At 35.0% G+C, this 18,218-nt stretch carries 18 protein-coding genes and 1 pseudogene; 7 read left to right on the top strand and 12 right to left on the bottom strand.

Annotated features, from left to right (window positions below; all coding sequences use genetic code 11):
• Positions 1 to 191 precede the first annotated feature (191 nt).
• Positions 192 to 599 (top strand): Na-translocating system protein MpsC family protein, encoded by a 408-nt coding sequence (locus tag QNJ50_RS07565; RefSeq protein WP_300633734.1) that lies wholly within the window; start codon positions 192 to 194, stop codon positions 597 to 599.
• Here the strand turns inward: QNJ50_RS07565 and QNJ50_RS07560 are convergent.
• On the bottom strand, positions 553 to 987 hold the full coding sequence (locus tag QNJ50_RS07560) for a response regulator (protein WP_300633733.1): 435 nt from the start codon (positions 985 to 987) through the stop codon (positions 553 to 555). The genes QNJ50_RS07565 and QNJ50_RS07560 overlap by 47 nt on opposite strands.
• Before the next feature lie 783 nt (positions 988 to 1,770).
• Between QNJ50_RS07560 and QNJ50_RS07555 the strand changes: the two genes are divergently transcribed.
• Positions 1,771 to 1,953, top strand: coding sequence for a CsbD family protein (locus tag QNJ50_RS07555; protein ID WP_300633732.1), 183 nt, complete (start codon positions 1,771 to 1,773; stop codon positions 1,951 to 1,953).
• Positions 1,954 to 2,345: 392 nt separating this feature from the next.
• A complete protein-coding gene (locus QNJ50_RS07550) occupies positions 2,346 to 3,311 on the top strand; it encodes a YegS/Rv2252/BmrU family lipid kinase (RefSeq protein WP_300633731.1) in 966 nt (321 codons plus the stop codon).
• A gap of 93 nt (positions 3,312 to 3,404) precedes the next feature.
• Here the strand turns inward: QNJ50_RS07550 and QNJ50_RS07545 are convergent, their stop codons facing one another.
• The 7 genes from QNJ50_RS07545 to QNJ50_RS07515 form a co-directional block, all read right to left on the bottom strand.
• On the bottom strand, positions 3,405 to 4,394 hold the full coding sequence (locus tag QNJ50_RS07545; RefSeq protein WP_300633730.1) for a mechanosensitive ion channel family protein: 990 nt from the start codon (positions 4,392 to 4,394) through the stop codon (positions 3,405 to 3,407).
• Between the two features lie 166 nt (positions 4,395 to 4,560).
• Positions 4,561 to 5,028, bottom strand: coding sequence for a TspO/MBR family protein (locus QNJ50_RS07540; RefSeq protein WP_300633729.1), 468 nt, complete (start codon positions 5,026 to 5,028; stop codon positions 4,561 to 4,563).
• 257 nt (positions 5,029 to 5,285) lie between these two features.
• The gene (locus QNJ50_RS07535; protein ID WP_300633728.1) at positions 5,286 to 6,281 is read right to left on the bottom strand and encodes a sigma-70 family RNA polymerase sigma factor; all 996 of its coding nucleotides are present in this window, start codon (positions 6,279 to 6,281) and stop codon (positions 5,286 to 5,288) included.
• A 305-nt stretch (positions 6,282 to 6,586) separates the two neighbouring features.
• Positions 6,587 to 7,351, bottom strand: a complete 765-nt coding sequence (locus QNJ50_RS07530; RefSeq protein ID WP_300633727.1) for a ChaB family protein — start codon at positions 7,349 to 7,351, stop codon at positions 6,587 to 6,589.
• Positions 7,352 to 7,471: 120 nt separating this feature from the next.
• Positions 7,472 to 8,011, bottom strand: a complete 540-nt coding sequence (locus QNJ50_RS07525) for a Dps family protein (RefSeq protein WP_300633726.1) — start codon at positions 8,009 to 8,011, stop codon at positions 7,472 to 7,474.
• 432 nt (positions 8,012 to 8,443) lie between these two features.
• Positions 8,444 to 8,809, bottom strand: a complete 366-nt coding sequence (locus tag QNJ50_RS07520) for a hypothetical protein (RefSeq protein WP_300633725.1) — start codon at positions 8,807 to 8,809, stop codon at positions 8,444 to 8,446.
• Between the two features lie 76 nt (positions 8,810 to 8,885).
• Entirely contained in the window at positions 8,886 to 9,173 is a 288-nt protein-coding gene (locus QNJ50_RS07515) for a hypothetical protein (RefSeq protein WP_300633724.1), read from the bottom strand.
• Between the two features lie 476 nt (positions 9,174 to 9,649).
• Between QNJ50_RS07515 and QNJ50_RS07510 the strand changes: the two genes are divergently transcribed.
• Positions 9,650 to 10,186, top strand: coding sequence for a YetF domain-containing protein (locus QNJ50_RS07510; RefSeq protein WP_300633723.1), 537 nt, complete (start codon positions 9,650 to 9,652; stop codon positions 10,184 to 10,186).
• 74 nt (positions 10,187 to 10,260) lie between these two features.
• On the opposite strand, the gene QNJ50_RS07505 is transcribed toward QNJ50_RS07510, so the two are convergent.
• The 3 genes from QNJ50_RS07505 to QNJ50_RS07495 form a co-directional block, all read right to left on the bottom strand.
• Positions 10,261 to 11,031 (bottom strand): hypothetical protein, encoded by a 771-nt coding sequence (locus tag QNJ50_RS07505; protein WP_300633722.1) that lies wholly within the window; start codon positions 11,029 to 11,031, stop codon positions 10,261 to 10,263.
• Between the two features lie 149 nt (positions 11,032 to 11,180).
• A complete protein-coding gene (locus QNJ50_RS07500) occupies positions 11,181 to 11,645 on the bottom strand; it encodes a CsbD family protein (RefSeq protein ID WP_300633721.1) in 465 nt (154 codons plus the stop codon).
• Between the two features lie 362 nt (positions 11,646 to 12,007).
• The gene (locus QNJ50_RS07495; RefSeq protein ID WP_300633720.1) at positions 12,008 to 12,607 is read right to left on the bottom strand and encodes a hypothetical protein; all 600 of its coding nucleotides are present in this window, start codon (positions 12,605 to 12,607) and stop codon (positions 12,008 to 12,010) included.
• A gap of 570 nt (positions 12,608 to 13,177) precedes the next feature.
• Between QNJ50_RS07495 and QNJ50_RS07490 the strand changes: the two genes are divergently transcribed.
• From QNJ50_RS07490 to QNJ50_RS07480, 3 genes are all read left to right on the top strand, one after another.
• Positions 13,178 to 14,176: a YsnF/AvaK domain-containing protein gene (locus tag QNJ50_RS07490; RefSeq protein WP_300633719.1), complete on the top strand. Its 999-nt coding sequence runs from the start codon at positions 13,178 to 13,180 to the stop codon at positions 14,174 to 14,176.
• 647 nt (positions 14,177 to 14,823) lie between these two features.
• A complete protein-coding gene (locus QNJ50_RS07485; protein ID WP_300633718.1) occupies positions 14,824 to 15,981 on the top strand; it encodes a mechanosensitive ion channel domain-containing protein in 1,158 nt (385 codons plus the stop codon).
• A 23-nt stretch (positions 15,982 to 16,004) separates the two neighbouring features.
• The gene (locus tag QNJ50_RS07480; protein ID WP_300633717.1) at positions 16,005 to 17,144 is read left to right on the top strand and encodes a mechanosensitive ion channel domain-containing protein; all 1,140 of its coding nucleotides are present in this window, start codon (positions 16,005 to 16,007) and stop codon (positions 17,142 to 17,144) included.
• A 345-nt stretch (positions 17,145 to 17,489) separates the two neighbouring features.
• Here QNJ50_RS07480 and QNJ50_RS07475 read toward each other — a convergent pair.
• A pseudogene (locus QNJ50_RS07475) lies at positions 17,490 to 18,218 on the bottom strand (hypothetical protein); the annotation flags it as partial.

The following is an 18,218-nucleotide window of genomic DNA, read 5'->3' as shown; positions in this document are numbered from 1 at the left end:
AAGTTAATCCTTGAATATCACTTGTGATTTTACTTTTTCAGCGCTAGTTTTTTGACACTTCACCTTGTCTAATTTGTGCAAATACCAATATTCCCCAAAAGAATATTTTTCCTTCGGCTAAATCGTGTCAACATTTAACAACTTAACTATTGCTATAGCACCGCCGATGCATATATTTATCTAATTGTGTCATGAATAATACAGAGCAAATTATATCTCAAAATATTTACTCCCTGTTTTGGACTCAACTCAAACATGAACCGAGCGAAGTACATTGCAAATCCTATGATAATCAATTAATCATAGTCATAAGAAATGGTCTTACTAAAGCAGAGCAATTACTAATACTCAATGGTTACATAGAAATAGCAAAGAAAGTCAGGGATAGTATCGAGGAAATTCTACAACCACAACTAAAAAAAATCATTGAAGAAGCTGTCGATACAAAGATATCTGAACTACTTTTTGCGACTCATCCCGAGGCTGATTACGTTAGCTTGATTGCTTTGATGAAACCGAGTTCCAAAACAATAACATCTAAAGTTAACCCCATCAAGCAACAAGTTCAGCCTCAATCTCAAGAACATGGTGGCGAATAATATTTTCTAAGTCTTCTAACAAATAAGGTTTAGTAACACAAGCCTGAAAACCAGCTTCTGAAATCATTTGTTGCTCCTCTGACATAGCTAAAGCTGTAACAGCTATAACAGGGATGGAACTTGTAAGCGGATCTTGTTGAAGCTCTCGAAAGATATCAATGCCACTGATGTCAGGTAGCATTATATCTAACAATATCAAGTTTGGTTGATACTTTTTGGCTATTTTGAGAACTCTTTCACCATTGAACTCGCCCATAAACTCACATTCAAGAGAATCAACAACATAATTAATTATTAATAGGTTATCCTCGTGATCCTCAACTGCCAGAATTAAAGGTCGTGAGCGAACCGACTGTTGTGCTTTGGAGAATGAAATATCTGATTTCATCGTTTACCCCTTATTATTTTCATCTGCTGTGGTCTTCACGATATAGCAGACGAGGCACTTCTCCAGCGGTTAATAGCGTTTAGTCCGGATGAATTGGCTCGTGGTTATCGTTATCAAGTTAACAACATGCAGCTCTGGTAGGATTCTTAGAGGTGAATATTGTTGAAGTTGATATAAGATATATTGAATAGCGTTACTTCCACATTATACACACAAACCCTAAAAGCTTAACAAAAATTTAATTGTTTGGTTTATGTTATACAATTCACCAGGTATTAAAAGTTTTACATGAGTCAAATTGAAAGTTCAAGTGTTAGGTACTTACAAAAAATAAAATTTTCTATTGCCATTCCTGACGGTCAAAACAATTCAAAAAATGGTCACAACCTGTATGGCGAGTGAAAATTGCACATTTTTTGTTATTCAGCTTTAGCTGTGTTTTGGCTTTTGTTCGCCGGATCCGCATCTTGTGACGTTAGTCAGAGCCTGCGGCGTCGGCAGATGTTCGGAACGTAGCGCAGCGATAGGTAACGTAGTTAGAGCCTTCGGCGTCGGTATAGCCTCTAGCCTCTAGGCGCGGTCTGTCTTGATATTAAAAGCATGAGATTCAATTGATATAAATACAATCAATCGAAAGACATAGTTAAATCTTAAAAATATATAACCAAATACTGAATTTAATATTACAATTATTCCACCCTTTGTCCGAAGTGAAAGTATATGTATTATTGCTAATTTATTAATGTGATTTATGAGATTTTCATTTTAGAGAGGTCAATACACATGAGCACAGAAGATAGAATTAAAGCAACTGCAAAAAACATTGAAGGTAAAGCTCAAGAAGTTATGGGCGAGATTACTGGAAATCCTGAGGATAAAGCTGAAGGTAAAGCTAAACAAGCAGAAGCAAAAGCACAACATACTGTTGAAAATGCCAAAGAACAGATAAAAAAAGCAATTGATTGATTTGCATTTTTATTGGGTTAAATTAGTAGTCTAGGTAATGTCTAATTCCTAGACTTATTTAATGTTATTTGCTATTCATAGCATTCTTGATAAAGCTAATACCTATTATTTATCACTAGTATATTAAGAAATTTAGAGGTATGCATTGCCATTATAAAAAATTAGATATAATTCATAATATAATTTGCCGTTAAAGATTAAATTTATCAATTTAACTATATTAAATTTTATTTATAGTTGCTCTCTTATGAGGTAAATATTAGTTATTGAGATAACCCCAAACTACTGAGAAATAGTAAAAATAAATAAGTAGGGAAAGAAGTAGTGAAAATCATAAAAATGACAGAATAGACAATATAAATTACAAACCTTTTGGGAAAACGTAGATATCTATGAGGACTCGTAAAGCTAGTTTAATTTTTAATCCTGCAGCAGGTCAAGGTGATTCCGAACAAGATTTAAATACAATACGCGATTTACTGTCACCTACATTTGATTTAGATATTAAATTTACTAAAAAAGACTTAAGAACCGACAAAATAGCCCAAGAAGTTGTTAAAAATGGTGCAGAAATAGTCATCGCTGCTGGTGGTGATGGTACCCTTTCAGCAGTAGCTAAAGCCCTAATACAAACTGATATTCCCTTGGGTGTAATACCACGAGGAACTGCGAATGCTTTTGCTTCAGCTTTAGGTCTTCCCGATATAATTGATAAAGCTTGTCAAACTATTATTAATGGCAAATTGCGCAGATTAGATGTTGCCAAGTGTAATAATAAACCCATGCTATTACTTGCTGGAGTTGGTTTTGAAGCAGAAACAGTGGAAGGAGCTTCTCGAGAAACTAAAAGTAAATGGGGTGCTCTGGCTTATCTACTTTCTGGGATTAAACAGCTAAATGATATAGATAGTTTTGAAGTTGAAATTGAAACAGAGGAAAAAATTATTCGCACTACTGCAACTGCAATAACTGTAGCAAATGTTGCTCCGGCGACTTCTGTTTTAGCTCAGGGTCCAGCAGGAATTATTTGCGATGATGGGTTTCTAGATATAACTATAGTTACTTCAAATAGCTGGACTAGTGCGATCGCTGCTTCTTATCATTTGCTGCAAACCGGTCTTCGCGGTGATGCAGTGACAAGAGATGATATAGGTTATTTACGGGTGAAGCAAGTCAAAGTCACTACCGAACCTCCACAAAAGGTGGTTTTAGATGGAGAATTGATTGGTGAAACTCCTATTGAAGTGGTCTGTGTCCCTAAAGGTTTAAATGTTTTTGTCCCACTTATACCTGCAGAAGAATTGACAGAAAAGATTGAAGGATTACCCGGACTTGAAGTGGAAATCAAGTCGGATTAAGCTAGGAAACGGGAATAGGGAACACATTTCTAGATATAGTATTCCCAAAACGATTGGAAAATGTGAATTTTTTCCATTACACACTATCTTGCATCACGTACTATGATGATTTTTGTCTTTCACTTGCTTAATTTGGGCAATTTTTTGGAGATAGCTGCTGATAGTATGAGATTTAGGAGTTTTTCCATTACCTGCGGGCCATCCCTCTCTCTGAAGCAATCTATCTCCGTCAGTCTCTTCTGTTTGATCGTGAAACAATATTTGTTGCGTGGGAAATGGTAAATCAATACCCGACTCAGTAAGCTTATTTTTTATTGCAGCTAGAACCTTATCTCGAAAATCTAAAACTTCAGCCCTACGAGGTGGCGCGATCCACCAACGAGCGCGAATTTTTACAGTACTATCTGCTAAATCTACTACAATTGCATCTGGTGATGGATTTTTAAGAACGCCTTCTGTTTCATTTATAGCCTCTAAAATTAACTGTTTTGCTAAATCGATATCGTCTCCATATCCAATTCCAACATCATATTGTATTCGGCGATGTTCAAAAGCTGTATTTACAGTTACTGAGTTAGTAAAAAGCTCTGCGTTGGGAATGACTATTCGACGACCATCATAGGTTTTAATTGTAGTTGCTCTAGTTTCAATATTTTCTACAGTACCTTCAAAACCTTTAAATACTACTTGGTCGCCAATTTCAAAAGCTTCATTCAGTAAGATTAAAATTCCAGCCAAAAAGTTTTGCAAAATATCTCGGAAAGCAAAACCGATCGCAACCCCACTAATTCCCAAAAGTTGTACCAAATCCCCTACTTTTAAAGAAGGAATAACAATTGTTAGGGAGAGAAATAAGCCTATTAAAACTATAGCTCCTTGAGCTAGTCTTCCTAAAACGAGTCCCAAATTACGTGCATTCCGGCGATTACGAGTTAATCTTCTAACCAGTCTCTTAATCGCTCTAGCTAAAAAGAAAATAATTGTAAAAAGAATTAATGCTAAAACAATACTTGGTAACAAAGTAATGAAACCATTTATCATTGCTTGCACTCTTTCCCAAGCAGTTGATAATTCTGCATTCATAATTTTTTACTCAGACCAGAAGTTATTAAATTAAAGTTATTAAATTAAAGACCTATGCAGATGATAACCAAAAAATCCAAAACTTAATTCTGTCTGGAGATTAAAGCGTATATAACATTAGATATAGTTTTTTAATGGTTCGTGTTGAATTCCCCATCAATTGTATTTAAACTGTATTTAAACGATGCATTACCCAGGTCGTATAAGTACCAATTGGGCTCCAAATCAGATAAGGCAATAGTAATACAGCAGCCCATGCTGAAATTGGTAAAACAATCAAGGTAACAATGAATCCCAAAGCTGAACCAGCTGCACCAACAAAAGTTCCTACCTTAAGATTTCGCGACCACAGGGTTGCGGGTGAGTAAGCTACAATTAATACTTCCAATAACAAGTAAAGTCCCATCAAAAACCAGGTTTGATAGGTACCTGGATTTTTCTCCCAAACAATATAAGCAGACCAAGCCCCACATATAAAAATTACTGTCCAAATAATTGGAATTACATTTTCAAAAGTTAGCCAAGAAGGACGACGTAAGCGCTTAAACCATTTAATGTCTTTAGGTCTGAGGATATTAGACCCCAGAGCAACCACAAAGGTTACAGACCCAATTATCATCCAAGACTTAATCATTTTTTTATTTGTTTTTTTTTATACTTCATCTTTAATAGATTATTTATTACTCATTACTGTGCGCAATACTTACAGTACGCTTACGCTAGGTCGCGCCCCGCAATACCTAGAGCCTGCGGCGACGGCGTTCACCGTAAGGTGCGTCTTTGCCTCCAGCTGCGCTACCAACGGATCCGGTACGCTGACGCTAGCTACGCTAACATTACTCATTACCTATTACTCATTACTCACCGCTTATTATTTCCTTCTTCTTTGGACTAGTTATGTAGAAAAAATTCCTTCATACCTTTTGTTTTTCGCCGCAAATGTGAAAATGCCTGACGCTCTATTTGGCGTACTCTGGTGTAAGAAATATCCATGCGCCTGGCAACTTCTCTTAACGATAACTCATGACTATCTTGTAACCCAAAATGTAGGGATATCACTTCCTGTTGCTGGGGATTCAAATCAGAAATCATCGCTTGTAAAATTTCCCGCACAGAATTTTCATTAGTTTTCTTTTCTAAAGAAGAATTTGGATCTTCAAGCAAGTCTTGTAATTCTGTATCTTGTGTTTCTCCAAATCTCAGTTCTAAAGAAACTGGTTTACGAGCAATTTGTAGATATTTTTGTAAGTTTTCTGTTGAAACAGAAATGTAGCCAGCTATATCTGCAATCGTAGGAGCACGACCTAATTTTTGTGTCAGTTCTGTTTGTACTTTCTTAATCTTTTTCAACTTTTGACAAACATGGCTGGGAAGCCGAATAGTTCGACTTTGATATTCAATCGCACGGGTAATTCCTTGCTTAATCCACCAATAAGCATAAGTCGAAAATTTGAAACCTTTAGAGGGGTCGTACTTTTCTACAGCACGTTGTAAACCTAAACTTCCTTCTTGAATTAAGTCAATTAAATCTAAATTATGATATTGATATTTCTTGGCTATTGATACTACTAATTTTAAATTTGACCGAACCATCTTTTCCTTCGCATCTTTTCCCCTATACAAGATTCGCTGTAATTCGGGAACAGTAATATTAGCCTCTGATGCCCATTTTTCTGGTGTTGGCTGCTGTTGAGATTTATTTACTAAATCTTGTTTTAAATTTAGCAAATTCCTCATTTTTTGCACTCGCTGGGCATAAAATACTTCTTGTTTAGGAGTTAATAAAGGTTCTCTACCAATTTCAAGTAAATAAGTTCTTAAAGTGTCTTTGTTGTAGTTAATGGGACTAAAACCAGGAGAGTTTATTTGTATATTTACAGTATTCATAGTATTAGATATTATGGTGTTGCATCAATACGGGATGATTTAAATATATGCAAAACAATTTCTCCTTATTTATCAATAGTTTCACTTTATATAAATTTGGTTATCATCCCTTAAATATGCAACGCCAAAAATACTATTATGTCTGTTTGGTTAACAGTATTGATTTTTTGTAGAGATTTTATTGAGGAGAACATCTTATCTACCGTCACCCATAACGGGAGCGATATGCTCCCACCATAGTGTGTTTTTCAAAATTTGGGTGTTCTCCTTAATGGAACATTTTTACATTACTGGCTTTCATTTCCTTAGACTGTCACTTTAGCCTTAGACCAGACACCATTTTCGTCTTCTTCATATTGCTGATAAATTTGCGCCCAAGCTGCTTCTTCAGCTTTTGTCTCGTCGTTAGTCTCATCAAAAACTGAATTGTAGTGTTCGATAAACGTTTCTTGTGCTGCTTCGGATAGATGAGAGCGAACCTCTGGTGCTAAATCTTGAGGACCTTTACAACGACCGGGACAAGGACGAGGTAATGTCTTTTCAATGACATGAACCTCTTCACCACCAGCACTTTCCATTAATAATTGAAACTCGCCCGTTCGATCCCCTGGGACTTCAGCCATAATGATGAATTCACCAGCCTTAAGACGAGTTTCATAAATAGCAGCTTTATCTTCAGACATTCCTAAGGTAATGAGTACTGATGCTAAACCTGCACCTGTACTACCAGCCAAAGCACCACTAGCAGCACCAAGTAATGCTCCTCCGATTGGACCTGCTGCAACTACAGATCCAACAAAAGGAATAAACAAAACACCGACACCACTGAGTAGACCTAACAAGGAACCAAACAAAGAGCCGAAAACTGCTCCGGTTCGCAATCCACCAAGAATTACATCTTTTTTAGAAATAAAACCTGAAATCCTCGTTTGGGACTGAAAATTATTACCCATTACCGATAAATAGTCCCGAGGTACACCTCTATCTAGCAAGCGTCGAATTACGTCGTTTATTTGACTTTCCTGCTTAAAAACTCCTGAGATTGTACGTTCTGCTTTATAATCAGGCATCGAAACCCCTCTAAATTCTACTAATTTTGTTATTTTGTTGCAGTCGATAATTTAGTATCTTTGCAAAATTCAGCTACATTAGGGAGTAATTCTATTACTCCCATCAAATTCAACTAACTTCTATACACCTGCTGCAACTTTTTGACGGGATTGTAGTTTTTGCTCGTCTGAACTGATAGACTCTCCCTCAATAAAGGAGCGCAGCATCCAAGCCATTTCTTCATGACCTTCCATCAACCCAGTCAAGAAGTCAGCAGTCCCCTCATCATGAAAATCTTCTGAGCAATTATCAATATGTTCGCGGAGATTACGAATAATCTGCTCGTGATCTTCTACTAAACTCTCTACCATCTGGGTTGCTAAGGGAAGATTCTCGGGATTTTCTTTCAAAGTTGTAATTTCTAAAAATCCCTGCATTGTACCTATGGGATATCCACCCAAAGCCCTAACTCGCTCCGCTATAGAATCTATATTCTCAGTTAGAGTTTCGTATTGCTCTCCCCACATTTCGTGTAGGGTGCGGAATTGGGGTCCAACTACATCCCAATGATATTTTTTGGTCTTCACCAGTAACACATAAGCATCTGCCAAATCGTGATTTAATAAATTAATCACTCCTTGACGTTGTTCTTCGGTTAAACCAATATTAATACTTCGCATAATTGACTCTTTACATTTCGTCTCATTCATCTATTAATATTTCAACATATCCTTCACTCCCAAAAATCAATCATAAGTTAGAATCTATAGATAGAGTTTTATTTTGCATTCATTCACTTATAATTATTAATTATTATTCAGATTCATTGCCATAACATTATAGTGAATTTAGTATTAATTATTTTGAGAAAAATTTTTACAAAAAGAATAATTACTTGCTATTAATAATACTTAAAATCCTTAAGCGTAAGCTAACTACATGGCTTATACTTAAGGATTAATCAAATCTTAAAACAAAAGATTGTCAGACAAAATATTAAGTTTAAAAGCTACTCTCAACAAACAAACATTATTTTCGAACGATAATAAAGTTACTTGATGAGAGCGGAACCTAAAAAAACTATTTTTTCAGAAAAGTAAAGAAAAAGCTATTTATGAATTGCCGGTAACGTTTTCCAAAAACCCTTCTACTTTATCTTGAACGGTAGTTGCACTCTGAGAGTTAGATGGACGCTTCATTTTATTTTTATCAGCACTACCTTGAACCGAATTCAATCCTTTTTTTGTTTTAGCCTGAGACTCTTCTAAATCGGGATTTCCAGCTTTTGAGCTAGCGACTTTATCGGTTTCTTTTTGAATTTGATTGAGACTAGTTTCGCCTTCTGAAGGACTACTTTTATAACTTCCAATTGCAAATGCAGGATAAGCGCTACTAAATAATAGGGTAAGACAAGTAAAAACCGCGACTAGAAATCGTAAAGGGCGAATATTTGCAAAAAATTTATGAATGTTCTCCATTCTTCTCCTCCGTGTAATTAAGTAATCAAGCTGTGAATAAACAGCAAAAATAATAAAACTTCTATCTTTTTATAAATTACTTGAAATTAGCAGTAGCCTTATTAAAAGATGTTTGCAAGTCATTCCAAGCATTTTCCATACCAGACTTCATATCTTCCCAAGCATCTTCGCTAGATTTCTGAATCTCTTGAAACTTTAATTTAGCTTCGTGTTGCTTAGTGTTTAGGATTGAAATTTGTTCGTCATAGGCATCTTTTGCATCAGCCTTAGCTAAAGAAGCTTTGACTTTCAATTCATCAATTTTTGTCTGCAAGTTTTGAAGTTGTGCTTCCATTTTTTGTTGATATTCTTGTTTAGTTTCCATATAAAACACCTAGTAAATCAATTAAAATCTGAAATAAGCTAATAACATGAAGGTAATATATTAGCTTAATTAATTTCACTATATTATTTATACCTAAAATTCAAGTTAATTATCATCAATCTACAGACAAAAATATATTTTATCTAAAGAAAGTGTAAATTTAATCATAATTATTTCTTTAGATAGAGTCATGATTGCGTTAAATCTAAGAGAAAATAAAATTTAATATAAAAAATATAAATATCTAATCTAGCAGAAAAATATCTTCATTTAACATTAATTTTTTCGTTATTTTTGCAGTAAATAAACTGAATAATTAGTTGACTTATTTATAGTGACGAGATGAAAGAGAATATAGAGGAAATAAAGTTAATTATATTTTATTTATCCCAGAAATCCTCCATGCACACCGACTACAAAATAACAGCTTAAAGGGTGAAATGGTAATTGATGATGTGGTATGAAACTAAAAATCTATGATAATTAACATAATTGGAAATTTAATAAATCAGTTACTAGGATTACATGCTGAAAAACTAAGCCTGTGGCAAATGGGGATAAGGGCAGGTGTTGTTTATATTGTTACATTAGGAATAGTAAGATTAGGAGGAGACAAACGTTTTTTAGGGAAACATGCAATATTTGATGTTACTTTAAGTATTATTTTTGGTGCAACATTAAGTCGCGCAATTAATGGTTCTGCTCCCTTTTTCCCGACTTTAGGAGCAGGGGTAGTTTTAATGGGAATACACTGGATATTTGCAACTATTGCTTTTCATGCAAAAAGGTTTGAAAGGTTAATCAAGGGAAAATCTATTATATTAATTCGTGACGGTAAAATTAATCGTCAAGGTATGAGAGCAGGTAACATAACCTATGAAGATTTACGTTCTTCATTGCGCCTACAAGCAAAAATTGACGATTACTATTTAGTAAAAATAGCGCGTTTAGAAACTAATGGAGATATTAGCATTATACTCCAAGAAAAATCATCGCCCACAGATAATAGTTGATTCTCATATATCTGAGGTTCAACAATAATCGCTTCACTATAATAGCAGGATAGATTAACTTAAAGTTAATTAATTTACCGGTAAAATTCTATTATTGTTTGAGTATTAGATAAAATAGCGTAAATACAAGCACCTAAAGCAAAAGCCCAAAAACGACTTTCTCTTTCCTCTGGTAATTCTTCTTTCAAAACGTTAAGAATAATTCCACCTGCTAAGAAAGAGAATAATACAGCGATCGCAGCTTCAGTGATTTTGGTCGCGCTACCAATAACCCAGCCAAGAATAATTGAGAAAGCTAATATCCACTTACCGAAACGGTCGTAAATACTTTTATGATTTTGCCTTAAGCCGTGGTCATTAACAATGAAATGTAGCGCCATGGCTGATGTAAATGAAATTAAATTGGCAATATCTGTTTGTTCTCTATGTAGTAGTAAATAGCCAATTAAACTATTATAAATCGCAAAAGAAACTATATTCAACCAAAAAATTTCTACAGTTGTAACCTTGCCTTTTCCTACTTTTTGTTGCCGCTGACAGGATACAATTGCTAAGCGTTCTAACCAATAGAATATTCCCAAACCAATTAAAGCTATCAGGTAAACATGGTTTTCTATATAAAAAATTATCCCCGTTTGCGATTTTCTTAATAAGAATTGATATTCGCTTAGCTCTGGTAATAAATGTATAAAAACATAGGCTACAGAAACACCTCCAGCACCACTAAGCCAGCGGCTACGAGGTATATCAACAAAACGTAACTTACCACAAAATAAATGTATTAATGCCAAAATAACAGCTAAGAATCCTGATAAAGCAAAAGTAATCGGCATTTTTACCAACATGAATAATGATTATTAGGGTAAATTAAGTAAGTAATCAGGTATAAATAATTTGAATCTGAGCAAAACGCTAAAAAGCATATTACCAGCTGTATTCCGGCAATACGCAAATCATGATATCAGAGGATAAATTGCTCAATAATTTAGTTTAGTTATTGAAAAAAATCTCGGATACTGTCTACAGCATTATCTGTTTTATTTTCGATATCAGAAGCCAAATCTTGTGCAGCGTCTTTTGTTCTACCAATGTCTTGTTTGGCTCTTCCTTCAACTTGCTTTGCTAAACCTTTTGATTGCCCGGTTACTTTTCCTAAATTCTGTTGAGTGTTACCTACAGCTTGCTCTACATTACCTTCCAGTTTATCGCTGCTTCCAGCACCTAAAACTTTATCAAAATTACCTTTTGCCTTTTGTTTAAGATTATTTTCATTATAATCAAAGGCAATAAAATTTGGACTAGTCTGTACATATAACCCTTGAGCATTTGCAGCAATAGAGTTAATGTTTGTAAATACGCCAGACCAAACAAAGGTTAGCATGAATAAACAAGAAAAGATGGATAGCACATACTTTTTAAATATTGAAATATGATTCTCATTTTTACTATTATTTATCACAACAAGTCTCCAATTAATTAAATATTATCTACTAAAAATATTTATACCAAATCAATATTAATAATTAAATCAATCTTTAGTTAAAAATTATGCTTTATTCGGTAAAAAAATTAATTCTACAGTCTTATGTCTAAAGATTCATGCATGTAGTTTAATCAGTAAAATAATAAATATAATCCACTTTTCCTATCCTAGATAAATAATTCACTCTAGTACTTGAACGTAGAGATTTTGACAGGTAATTTTTTGGTCTGTAGTTGGGCTTTAGCTCTATTTAATATATGTTTTATCCGCCAAAGCACAATTACAAACCTGTCAAAATTAAGGGGACAAAGCACTAGTATATTAGAGCGTAACTTTTCTTAGCTAGTAGCTTGTTGTTGATATAACTGTCGTCCAGAATCTAATTGAGAAGCAATCTGCTGACGACTATCAATAAATGTATACTGTTCGTTGAAATTACCTTGAGGACGTTTGCCAATAATATAGTGACGCACTGGTATGTCTGGAGCATTGATTACAATATTATCAGAAACGCGCACAGTTGCTTTTGGAGCATTTGGATTCTCTTCTTCAAGTCGAGAAACTACCCAAAGCTCGTTGTTTAGTGCATATACACTTTGAACTTCTAGATCGTAACCAGCAGAGGGGACTTCAACTTCAGTTGTTATAGTTCGCTCTCTTCGGCTTGCTCCGGGTAAATCAACATCAATGTAAGGAACTTCAACAGTTTCTTGTTCTTGTATTACAATGACTTTCGGTACTGTAACAGTACGTTTTGTCACTCCAACTTTCACATCTGGTCCTTCAACGTCATATTCTGGCAGTTTCCCGGGTGTTATATCAACATCAGGTAAGCGACCTGCCTCTTCTTGCTTAATTTGACACGATGCAAGAGGAATGAGAAGCATAAATAGTGACAAAGGTAGAAATTTTCCTAAGGTCAAATGTTTCGATTGCATAAGATTCGACTGCTATAACTTGTAAAGACAAAGAAACTTCTTATCGGGAAAAAAGTATGAAGAATATATCAAACCATTAAATAGAGATGGCTTAAATAAGCAATTTTTGAATGTCTTGTAATACTTCCTATATTGACTAACTTTTGCTCAAACTACATCACTCTTCAGTTAGGAACTGTATCAATCTTCAGTTATAAATAATTTGTCTCTTTGAAATTGGAATTCTAGAAGATAGCTATATACAGGTCATATAGTGCTTTTTCAGGTTATTGATTGTTACATAATGACATAAGATTTGTAGCTTGAAATAGGTCTTAAGAGGAATTGGAGATATATAAAAGTTCTGTTTGTTATTTTAATTAACTAATCTTAAGAGCCTAAAGTCTGAGTTGAGGGAAAAAATTTATGTCTTTTGAACAACTCATAAATTACTCAAAAGATAGACTCTTTTTTTCTGGCAACTTGAGATGATGCAAATATAGGTAAAAAAAATTTCCCAATAAGAAGCCTGAAAAACACTTTTTTGTTGGAGTAGAAAATTCTTATTGTCTTTATTTTGGAGTTTAATAGATGACTACCGCATATAATAGCGAATATAAACGCGCTGTTGGTTTATTTTACAGTCGTGAAGAAGCAGAGAAAGCAGTTCGCAAATTAAAAGATGCTGGCTTTGACATGAATAGAGTTTCCGTGGTAGCGCGGGACGCTGATGAAATAGTTGGAACCGAAACTACTCAAGAGATTGGTAATAAAGCTGATGATGGTGCTGCTGCTGGAGCTCTGACTGGCGGAGCTTTAGGCGGGATCGCTGGTTTATTAGTAGGTTTAGGAACGTTAGCTATTCCTGGTGTTGGTCCTATTCTTTTAGCCGGAGCTGAAGCAACTGCAATCGCGACGACTCTAGCAGGTGGTGCTATTGGTGCAGCAGCAGGTGGTTTGGTTGGTACTTTGATCGGTTTAGGTATCCCTGAGGAAAAAGCAAAAATCTATGGCGATCGGGTCGCTAGTGGTAGCTTTTTAGTGATGGTGACTGGAACTGCGAAAGAAGTTATCAGAGCTGAAACATATATGCAGGAATGTGGTGTTGAAGAATTTGGAATTTACAATACACCATCACAAGGTTCTTCATCGCCAGAAGCGGTTACACCAGTTGCTAGTTCTGAATATACTGGAGTTCAAGAAACTGAAAATATAAAGCTGTATGAAGAACGTCTGGTCGCAGATAAAGAGCGGGCTAAGGCTGGTGAGTTATCAGTAGGTAAACGCGTAGAAACAGAAACTGCGAGTGTTTCTGTTCCCGTTGAAAAAGAGAGAATTGTGGTTGAGCGAAGTAACCCCACAAATCTAGGTCAAGTATCTCCTGGCGCTACTGACTTTTCCGGTGGAAAAGTTGCTCGCATGGAAGTTTATGAAGAGTCAGCGGATATACAAAAACAAGCTTTTGTTCGTGAAGAAGTTAAAGTTCGTAAAGAAGTTGAGCATGATACAGTAGAAGCAAAAGAAAAACTTCGTCGTGAAGAATTGGAAGTTGATGTTGATGGTAACCCAGTAGTTAAAAAACAGGGTTAAATACTAATCTCAGATTTTATACTTGGGCTGTCATGAATTGTACGTTCCGATATCTTGCAAAAATAGAGTGAATCGGTATTTAGATTGAATATCTTTGTATATTTAATTTCTTCCTAGAATTTTATTCGTAGTGAGGCTTCAAGCCTTACTATATAAGGGAGTAACAGCAAAGTATGAGCCTGAGAGATTACTTTTTACTCCTCACGTCTTTAGACTGAGGATTTTCAGTATTTGCCAGATATAAAAGATGTTTAACTGTCGCCACTAGTGACAGTTGTTTTAGCTTTTGGTGCACCCTTCATTATGTACTAGGCACTGTATTTTACTCTTTAGAACGAACATTTTGCTGCATATGATTCTAATTACAAGATTGAACTTGACAGAATTAAGCTAAGGGAAGAAATTCCAAGCAGTAGAGAACACCAATATCGAATAGAGAAAAAGAGGATAATTAAAATCTGCTCCCTCTTCCCCTCTTAGAGGATGTTTCAAAAGTCATATTATTTACTTAATATATCTTGGATCCCCCTAAATCCCTTTTTAAGGGGGTTGGGGGATCTCAACCGTGAATACTTGTAACAAAGTATACTTTTAAAACATCCTCTTACTCTTCAATGGTTAATTTCTTTCATTAGAGCTAGCTTAGTATGAATTATTACTTAGAAGTATTTGAAATTTTCACTCGCTGTATACCCCCCGGGTTTGTTACTAATTTACCAGATATACTTCAGGTAAGCATGACTTTAATAACGGGTATAATTACTTTATTGACTTTTGTCCTTGTAGTAAGTTTATCTTATTCACAACTACCCAAAGCAATTGGTTCGCTAAATGTTAGTTTATTCTCGATTGAAACCCAAAACATTTATCAGAACGTAATTCTGCCTCATCAGACATGGCTAAGCTGTATTACTATTATTAGTCTCGCTGACATAGTTATTCTGATTCTCCCTGCTCCTGAATGGTTACATTTTTTTGAATTCCCCATTAGCTTACTTATCGCCTTAAATGTTATTTTTCTTGGGTTTACTCTAATTAAAGAACTATTTGATAATTATTTGTTGGGAGTCACGTTAGAAAACCAAGATAAAATAAACAGTGAGTTAATTGTTCTTGGCAGATTTCTCTGTAATTCATCAATAATCTTAAGTGTTATCTTTGTGTTTGCACAAATACATCGAATTAACCTGCTCGGTCTCATCGCCAGTTTAGGACTTGGAGGTGTAGCGATCGCCTTTGCATCCCAAAAAATTATCGAACAAATACTTTGGAGTCTTGTCCTGATTATTGATCGTCCTTTTGTGGTTGACGACTATATACATTTACCCGATAGCACTATCGGGAGAGTGGAATCAATTGGTTGGCGTTCTACCAAAGTTCGATTATCAGGTAAAAACACTTTAGCTGTGATTCCCAACAGCGAACTTGCTCAAATTAAAATCGAAAATATGACCAGGGCAAGAAGAGTAATTTCTGTGGTGAAGTTAAACTTTTTTAAGACGATGTCTGATGAGGAAAAAGCCCTAACTCACCAATCAATACTAGAAAGCACTCAAGATATCTTAGGAATCGATCGCACCTTAACACAAATTGCTTTTGAAGATTTAACCGATGCTTCAGGTCAGGGTTATGTCCAGGCTAAACTTATTTTTTATATTCTCGGAGCAGCTGAAAACTCGATGGAGTTACGGAAGAATTTACTCGAGATTGCTAGAGAAAATATTATCGAACGACTACAGAACTATGGAGTAAATTGCTATTTTGAAGAACAAACCCTCGATATTACCCAACCCATGAATATCTAAATCATAAAATAGCAAAGCAAATTATGCCAGGATTCAATTTTGAATTTCTACAACTGAATGAGGAGACGCAAAACTTTTTCCTAGAATTATTTTGGAGATTTGGACTATTTCTGTTTGGTGTTTTTATAGCACCCATATTTGGGAGATTTTTGCCTTTGTTCTTCTGCTGGATAATGAAGTTTGTGGTGCGGTTCTTTCGCTTAGATATCAAAGGTTTTAATGCTGAATCTATTAAACCAGTCAAAAACTCTCTTATTAATATTGGAACTCTAGTTTTTATTGCTCTTTGTTTGAATATACTGTGGAAATATCAATTAATTTATCAATTATTGGGCTTTTTTATATATTTGGCTTTAGCTATTAGTATCGCCTGGTTTGCTTCACGATTGACTCAACGTGCAATTCGCCTTCATGCGATCGATCTTGTTCAACGTTTAGGTGGAGAAGTTAACGAAGTAGCTTTAGTATTTGAAACTCTAACTAATGTCATAATTATCTTACTTGCTGTCATTATTTTTGCTTCAGGTTTACAACTTAACCTAACTGCAATTTTAACTAGTATCGGTATTGGGGGTGTTGCGGTAGCTTTTGGAGCGCGACAAGCTTTAGAAAGATTAATTGGTACTTTAGAGCTATTTTTGGATCGTCCTTATCAACCAGGAGAGTATATTCAGGTAAACTTCAATCCCTATGGTGAAGATGTTTATGGACGAGTCGAATCAATTGGTTTGCGCTCGACTAAAATTCGCACCGCTGCTAGAAACACAATCATCATCGTTCCTAACTCAATTATGGCTAGTAAGCATATCGAAAATATTACTAGGGGTAAAAAAGTTGTAGCGATGTTTTATCTGGATTTTTCTAGGTTACTCAAAGAAAGCGAACAAGCTTTAGTAAAAAGAGTAATTATCGAAAGTACAGATACATTTTGGGGTATAAGTAAAGGTAATACGAGAATTTATTTTTCTAACACCGAAGATCAGTTAAAAACTCGGGTTAGAGTTAACTTTTTCCTTACGAGTTCGGGAGAAGATTCTCTCAAATTGCGCAAACGTTTAGTTGAACTGGCTGATCAAGCGATCGCTTTCAAGCTATCAACTTATGACCTTAAATTTTCTATGCCAGAACCAATGATTTATATTGATTCACCAATGACGATTTAGGTCAGGCATCTATTCAGACAAATAATAACATTTGATTTTTTAATCTAATTCCACCGCCAAACTGATTTTGAATATATTCTGCGGAGCAATTGTTATTGAATATATAATACTACTTTTTTATAATGGGATATTTTACCTCTTCCCTGTTCCCCGTTCCCTTTTAAGAAAAGATAGCAGTCTAACTATACGCTTACTACTAGAATTTACATTATTCCGGTTTAGTTTTTAGCCAAGTAAAGGAAAATGTAGAACCTTGTCCTACTTGAGATTCTACATAAATTCTTCCACCTTGCTGTTGGAAATATTTTTTAGTTAATTACTCGATAAATCATATTAATGCAGATTTTAAACAGTAAAGGTTTTATTTGAAGATTTTGTTGTTAATTTGAGTACCGCATTAAATCGATAAATCTCTCCGTTTGTGAGTATTATTCTCTCAGGTTTGATTTGCCATCTCGAACGTAGATATTGGGTAATCACTTGGGAGCGATCGCGTAAAATTTCTTCGGATTCGTCAATTTGTTTGTGAGTCTTTACTTCTAAACGTAAAGTCGGTTGTTGTTGTAGAATTTTAGCGACATTATCCAATTTTTGTATATCGATTTGGGTGAGTTGAGATTTATTTTTAGTAAATGATATATCTCCCACGAACCGAGGAATTCTCTTCGTACTGACTACCGCAGATGGATACTCTAATCTTGTTTTGATCTCATCTGCTAGCATCACCTTTGCATCTGGGTTAATGTCACGTTCGCTTAAATAAATCATTCGAACATTTAATGCCCTTGCACGAGTAATGGTAACCTCATAATCAACCATTTCTGCTGGTGGTGGTAGTCGCAGATCGCTCACTGCAGATTCTATTTCTTGAGCAAAATCGGCATGTAATTTAGGAATTGTAACTACTGCTGATTCTATCGTTTCTTTTTTTTCTTCTGCTAAGGAACTAATAAGTTCATTAGATGCAGTAGGAATTTCAATTAACTTTAAGTTTAATAACTCAGGTGGTTTATTTAAGCTTTTAGCAAGTTTCCTCACATAACTATTTTTTTCTTCACGTGTATATAGTCTACT

The organism is Mastigocoleus sp. MO_188.B34 (assembly GCF_030065675.1).
Lineage (GTDB): Bacteria > Cyanobacteriota > Cyanobacteriia > Cyanobacteriales > Nostocaceae > Mastigocoleus.
This window is presented reverse-complemented; position numbering and strand designations above follow the sequence as displayed.

What these genes read in the sequence shown, in the direction of transcription:
- QNJ50_RS07565 (WP_300633734.1), top strand. Translation starts at nt 192, where the DNA reads ATGAATAATACAGAGCAAATTATATCTCAAAATATTTACTCCCTGTTT.
- QNJ50_RS07560 (WP_300633733.1), bottom strand. Translation starts at nt 987, where the DNA reads ATGAAATCAGATATTTCATTCTCCAAAGCACAACAGTCGGTTCGCTCA.
- QNJ50_RS07555 (WP_300633732.1), top strand. Translation starts at nt 1,771, where the DNA reads ATGAGCACAGAAGATAGAATTAAAGCAACTGCAAAAAACATTGAAGGT.
- QNJ50_RS07550 (WP_300633731.1), top strand. Translation starts at nt 2,346, where the DNA reads ATGAGGACTCGTAAAGCTAGTTTAATTTTTAATCCTGCAGCAGGTCAA.
- QNJ50_RS07545 (WP_300633730.1), bottom strand. Translation starts at nt 4,394, where the DNA reads ATGAATGCAGAATTATCAACTGCTTGGGAAAGAGTGCAAGCAATGATA.
- QNJ50_RS07540 (WP_300633729.1), bottom strand. Translation starts at nt 5,028, where the DNA reads ATGATTAAGTCTTGGATGATAATTGGGTCTGTAACCTTTGTGGTTGCT.
- QNJ50_RS07535 (WP_300633728.1), bottom strand. Translation starts at nt 6,281, where the DNA reads ATGAATACTGTAAATATACAAATAAACTCTCCTGGTTTTAGTCCCATT.
- QNJ50_RS07530 (WP_300633727.1), bottom strand. Translation starts at nt 7,351, where the DNA reads ATGCCTGATTATAAAGCAGAACGTACAATCTCAGGAGTTTTTAAGCAG.
- QNJ50_RS07525 (WP_300633726.1), bottom strand. Translation starts at nt 8,011, where the DNA reads ATGCGAAGTATTAATATTGGTTTAACCGAAGAACAACGTCAAGGAGTG.
- QNJ50_RS07520 (WP_300633725.1), bottom strand. Translation starts at nt 8,809, where the DNA reads ATGGAGAACATTCATAAATTTTTTGCAAATATTCGCCCTTTACGATTT.
- QNJ50_RS07515 (WP_300633724.1), bottom strand. Translation starts at nt 9,173, where the DNA reads ATGGAAACTAAACAAGAATATCAACAAAAAATGGAAGCACAACTTCAA.
- QNJ50_RS07510 (WP_300633723.1), top strand. Translation starts at nt 9,650, where the DNA reads ATGATAATTAACATAATTGGAAATTTAATAAATCAGTTACTAGGATTA.
- QNJ50_RS07505 (WP_300633722.1), bottom strand. Translation starts at nt 11,031, where the DNA reads ATGTTGGTAAAAATGCCGATTACTTTTGCTTTATCAGGATTCTTAGCT.
- QNJ50_RS07495 (WP_300633720.1), bottom strand. Translation starts at nt 12,607, where the DNA reads ATGCAATCGAAACATTTGACCTTAGGAAAATTTCTACCTTTGTCACTA.
- QNJ50_RS07490 (WP_300633719.1), top strand. Translation starts at nt 13,178, where the DNA reads ATGACTACCGCATATAATAGCGAATATAAACGCGCTGTTGGTTTATTT.
- QNJ50_RS07485 (WP_300633718.1), top strand. Translation starts at nt 14,824, where the DNA reads ATGAATTATTACTTAGAAGTATTTGAAATTTTCACTCGCTGTATACCC.
- QNJ50_RS07480 (WP_300633717.1), top strand. Translation starts at nt 16,005, where the DNA reads ATGCCAGGATTCAATTTTGAATTTCTACAACTGAATGAGGAGACGCAA.